The following is a 4,009-nucleotide window of genomic DNA, read 5'->3' as shown; positions in this document are numbered from 1 at the left end:
GGCGCGCCTGGGCGTCGGACGGGCCATCGCCGCGGCGGCGGTGCTCCAGGCCGGCGCGGCGCTGGTGCTGCTGCCGCACCCGCTCTGGATCGGCGCGGGACTGGCGGTGAGCGCCTTCGCCAGCGGGCTCTACAACGTCAACGCGGTCAGCCTGCGCCAGGCGGCCACCCCCGGCGAGATGCTGTCCCGGATGACCGCTACCAGCCGGTTCTTCATCTGGGGGACGATGCCCCTCGCGCGGCCCTCGGCGGGGCGCTGACCGGCCTGCTGGGCGCGCCGGCGTACCTCGCGCGGCGGCCTCGGTCGCATGGCCGGGGCGGCGCTGCTCGTCCGCTGGTCGCCGGTCTGGCGGACCGTCGAGATCCCTGCCCCGGACCGGCCGCCGGGCCCGGCCGATGCCGTTGCCGCCGGGCGGTGAGCGGACCGTTTGTCGTCGCCGGCCGGGGGTAACCGCGTGACCGGCTGCGGCCCTGCGCGGCCGGCGACGACAGGAGGGCGGCGTGCGGTTTCCCCGATTCGTCGAGGCGGTGTCCCGCCGGTCCGAGCTGCCCACCGAGCAGGCCGCCACGATAGCCCGGGCCACCCTGCAGACCCTCGCGGAGCGGGTCACCGGGGACGAGGCGAACGACCTCGCCGCGCAGCTGCCGGACGAGCTGAGCGGCTACCTCACCGCCCCGGCCGGCGAGGGTGGCCCGACCGGAGGCGTCGTCGAGTTCGTGTACCGGGTGGCCCACCGGGCCGGGGTGGACCCGGCGGTCGCCGAGGTGGGGGCGCGGGCGGTGCTGGCCACCCTGCGCGAGGCGGTCACCGTCGGCGAGTTCCACGACCTCGTGGCCCAGCTGCCCAAGGGCTTCGACGCCATGGTCGAACCGATCCCCCGACCGCCGTACGGCGGCTGACGAGGCGGGGCGAACCGTCAGGCCGGGTCGGCGAGGTCGGCGGGGGACGGCTCCTCCGGCTCGGCCACCCAGGCGGAGAAGACCGGCACCCCGTGCCACGGCCCCACCCCGTCCGGCCGTTCGTCCGTGGCGAGCGCCACCACGGCGTACGGGTGGCCGAAGCGCAGCTCGGCGGTCCGGGCCACCCCCTCCGGAGGCAGGCTGACCAGGGCGAACGCGCCGGTCACCGCGGCCGCCTCGAAGCCGTACCGACCGAACCGGGCCATCGCCGCCTGCCGGGCCTCGGCCTGCGCGTCGACGCCCGCCACCGCCCTGATCGCCGCCGGGAAGCCCAGCCCGGGTGCGGTCAGGTCGTGCTCGCTCCGTGCCGACCAGCAGGGCAGCACCGCGGTGTGGCGCTCCTCCCGGCCGTCCCGGGCCCGGGTGCGTACCCGCTCCTCCCGCACGCTCCACAGTGCCGTCTCGCCCAGCGGCAGCTCGAACAGCGACCGCCGGCCCGGCTCCGCCCCGGCCACCGCCGCCGCGCCGAGCCGGTACGCGGCGGCCAGCACATCACCCGGCGCCACGTCGGGCGCAGCCGCCACCGACACCACGGCCAGCCCCGCCCGGCGGCCCTCCGTGGTCGCCGGCTGGGCCGTCGCCACGTGCACGATCACCTCGCCGGCCCGCTCCGTGGCGGCGATCCAGCACCGGTGGCCACGCTCGGGGGCGCGCAGGGCCCGGGTGAGCGAACCGGCCCAGGGGCTGGCCGACCCGAGGGCGGCGGCGGGGGTCAGGTCGAACGGGTCCGCCCAGGAGATCCGGGTGGCCAGCGCGCTCGCCAGGGCCAGCACCACCTGCGACGTGAGCCGCAGCGGAAACCGGTCGATCAGCCCGAGGGTGTGCTCCCGGGCCCAGGCGTCCAGCGCGTCCTGCGTGGGCAGCGGCCCCGTCGTGGTGCGCGGCGGCAGGTCGGCGTACCAGTCGGCGAGCCGGCCGGGGTCGTACCCGACGTGGTGCCAGACGGCGGTCGCGGCGGGCACCAGCGGATGCGGCTCGGCCAGCAGGGCGGCCGCGGTCGCGGCGGCGGCCGACGGGTCCATGCCGAGCACGTCCGCCAGTTCGTCCCGTTCGGCTCCGGTCGCCGCCGATCCGCAGAGCGCCAGCAGCAGCCACGCGCCGAGCGGGGAGGCCACGTGGTGCCCGGGGTCGACGGCGGCGTGCAGGCGTTCGGCGTACCGGGCGAGGGGCTCCTGGAGGCTGGTCATTGCTCCACTCTGCCCACCGCCGGCCGGTTCGGCACGCCCACCGGGCCGGTCAGGACCAGAGTTCGAACGGTTCGTCGATCTCCTCGCCGGCTCGGCGTCCAGCACCACCACCCGCACCGCCCGACGTTCCAGGACCGGCAGGTCCCGCGGCAGTTCCTCGGTCACCGTTTCCTCCCCAGGGTCACGCGGTCGTCGTCCACCCTGCCACGATGGCGGTCATGAGCCAGCTTTTCGGTGAGGTGGCCGGCAGCTACGACGCGGCGCGCCCGGGCTATCCGCCGGAGATCGTCGAGGCGATCCGCGCGTACCACGGCACGGTGCCCGCCCGGTTGGTCGAGGTGGGCGCCGGGACGGGCCGGGCCACCGAGCTCCTGGTCGGGTTGGGCGCGCCGATGACCTGTGTGGAGCCGGACCCGCGGATGGCCGAGCTGCTGGCGGCCCGGTTCCCGACGGTCGAGGTGGTGGTGGCCGCCTTCGAGGAGTGGGCGGCCCCGCCGGGCGGCGTGCCGGCGCTGACCTGCGCGCTGGCCTGGCACTGGCTGGACCCGGCGACCCGCAACCGCCGGGCGTACGACGCGCTCGCCCCGGGCGGCACCCTGGCCGTCTTCGGGCACCGCTACGCGTACGTCCACCCGGCGCAGGCCACCGCGATCCGGGCGGCGTTCGAGTCGGTGGATCCGGCGAACCACGGGGACCGTCCCGACGACTGGTTCCACGCCGACATCGCCGGCAGCGGCCTCTTCGCCGACGTCCGGTCGATGCCCTTCCGCAGTACGGTGCCGCTGACCACGACGGCGTACCAGGCGCTGGTCAGCACGTTCTCGCCCCAGCTGAAGCGGCCGCCCGAGCTGCGCGAGCGGGTGCTGGCGGCGGTCGGCGCCACGGTCGACGGGTTCGGCGGGACGGTGGTGCTGGACCTGCGCACCACCCTGGTCCTGGCCCGCCGCCCGTCCTGACCGGCTCAGTCCGGCTCGCCGAGCACCTGCCTGTGCCGCAGTCGCACGTCGGTGCCCCGGCGCAGGGAGTTGGGGATCTCGGCGATCGTGTCCACCCGGTCCACCAGTTCCCGCAGCCGCGCCGGCGGCGCGTCCCCGTCGACCAGCACGTCGTACGAGATGCCGGTGGAGGTCGGCGGGTCGCCGTCGAAGTCGCCGTGCACGGTCACCTCGACCCGGTGCAGGACGATCCCGGCCGCCCGGGCCTCCCGGAACAGATCGTTGGAGACGCACCCGGCCACCGCCAGGTGGAGCAACTGCCCGCCGTTGAACCCGAGCCCGTCCCCGCCGGCGTCCGCCGGGCGGTCCACCACCAGCGTGCACGCCCCGGCCGAGCCGATCGCCGCCGGCCGGCCGGGCAGGCTGCGCGTCCGCACCTCGAAGGTCATCCCGACCACCTCCGCTTCGACCAGGCCGAGTCAACCATCGATCGGGGGGCGACGCCCTCGCCGGTTCAGTCCGAACTGGCGTCGATCACCCGGGCCACGTCGGGCGGCAGCGGATAGGGGCGTTCGACCGGCAGCAGCGCCGCCGCCCCGGCGTCGTCGCCGGCGGTCAGCCGGTCCCGGGCGCCGAGCGACCGGGGTGACGTCGGTGAGGCGGACCAGCCACTCGTCGACGTACCGGTGCACCGCCTCGCCGGAGAGCCCCACCTGCAACGAGCGGTGCGGCAGTGGTGCCAGCCGCAGCGAGCGCTCCGGGTCCCACTGGATCCGGACCGGGCTGGCCCGCAGTTGCCGGTTCCATGTTGCGCGGTCGGCGTGCAGCCGGGGCTGACAACTGCTCACTCTCCCGTGATCAAACATACGAATATATGAGTGTTAGTATCGTTCTGTGAAGCTTGCTGAGTGGGCGCGCCGTAACGGTG

General features: G+C 75.9%; 4 protein-coding genes and 2 pseudogenes. 3 read left to right on the top strand and 3 right to left on the bottom strand.

What is annotated here, in order from left to right; translation table 11 throughout:
* A pseudogene (locus tag JNW87_RS35785) lies at positions 1 to 259 on the top strand (MFS transporter); the annotation flags it as partial.
* A 241-nt stretch (positions 260 to 500) separates the two neighbouring features.
* The gene (locus JNW87_RS35780; RefSeq protein WP_109801975.1) at positions 501 to 899 is read left to right on the top strand and encodes a DUF2267 domain-containing protein; all 399 of its coding nucleotides are present in this window, start codon (positions 501 to 503) and stop codon (positions 897 to 899) included.
* Positions 900 to 916: 17 nt separating this feature from the next.
* Here JNW87_RS35780 and JNW87_RS35775 read toward each other — a convergent pair whose 3' ends face one another.
* Positions 917 to 2,311, bottom strand: a complete 1,395-nt coding sequence (locus JNW87_RS35775; protein ID WP_236647887.1) for a serpin family protein — start codon at positions 2,309 to 2,311, stop codon at positions 917 to 919.
* Between the two features lie 53 nt (positions 2,312 to 2,364).
* Between JNW87_RS35775 and JNW87_RS35770 the strand changes: the two genes are divergently transcribed.
* Entirely contained in the window at positions 2,365 to 3,102 is a 738-nt protein-coding gene (locus tag JNW87_RS35770) for a trans-aconitate 2-methyltransferase (RefSeq protein ID WP_161557833.1), read from the top strand.
* A 5-nt stretch (positions 3,103 to 3,107) separates the two neighbouring features.
* Here the strand turns inward: JNW87_RS35770 and JNW87_RS35765 are convergent, their stop codons facing one another.
* The gene (locus tag JNW87_RS35765; protein WP_109801978.1) at positions 3,108 to 3,530 is read right to left on the bottom strand and encodes an OsmC family protein; all 423 of its coding nucleotides are present in this window, start codon (positions 3,528 to 3,530) and stop codon (positions 3,108 to 3,110) included.
* A 65-nt stretch (positions 3,531 to 3,595) separates the two neighbouring features.
* Positions 3,596 to 3,908, bottom strand: a pseudogene (locus tag JNW87_RS35760) (DUF4291 family protein); the annotation flags it as partial.
* Positions 3,909 to 4,009 lie beyond the last annotated feature (101 nt).

The organism is Micromonospora sp. ATA51, from assembly GCF_016802855.1.
In the GTDB taxonomy this organism is placed as follows: Bacteria; Actinomycetota; Actinomycetes; order Mycobacteriales; family Micromonosporaceae; genus Micromonospora; species Micromonospora sicca.
This window is presented reverse-complemented; position numbering and strand designations above follow the sequence as displayed.